Annotated in this window: 1 protein-coding gene; it reads right to left on the minus strand. The window is 42.4% G+C overall.

Annotated features, from left to right (window positions below; genetic code table 11):
- A partial coding sequence (locus KA858_RS11700; RefSeq protein ID WP_210135779.1) for a DUF1542 domain-containing protein occupies window positions 1-311 on the minus strand: 311 nt, incomplete at both ends.

Here is a 311-nt window from a genome sequence, read left to right on the forward strand (position 1 = left end):
TTTTTAACAACCGTTGGTTGAACATGATTGATCGCGTCTACACCTGAAGATTTAGCAGTGTCTACGCCTGCGTTATTTGTTGCTTGGTCTATCGCATTCTTCGCACTATTCACTGCTTCATCGACTTTTGCTTTCGCTGTTGCCTTTTCTTCATCTGTGGCATTTGGTGTTTGGTCTATTTCCGCTTTCTTAGCACGAGCTGCTTCATCTATTGCGTTCTTTGCTTGTGCTTTTTTCTCAACCGTTAGTTCAACATGATTGATCGCGTCTACACCTGAAGATTTAGCAGTGTCTACACCTGCGTTATTTGT

Source organism: Staphylococcus sp. GDX8P80P (genome assembly GCF_017893095.1).
In the GTDB taxonomy this organism is placed as follows: Bacteria; Bacillota; Bacilli; order Staphylococcales; family Staphylococcaceae; genus Staphylococcus; species Staphylococcus borealis.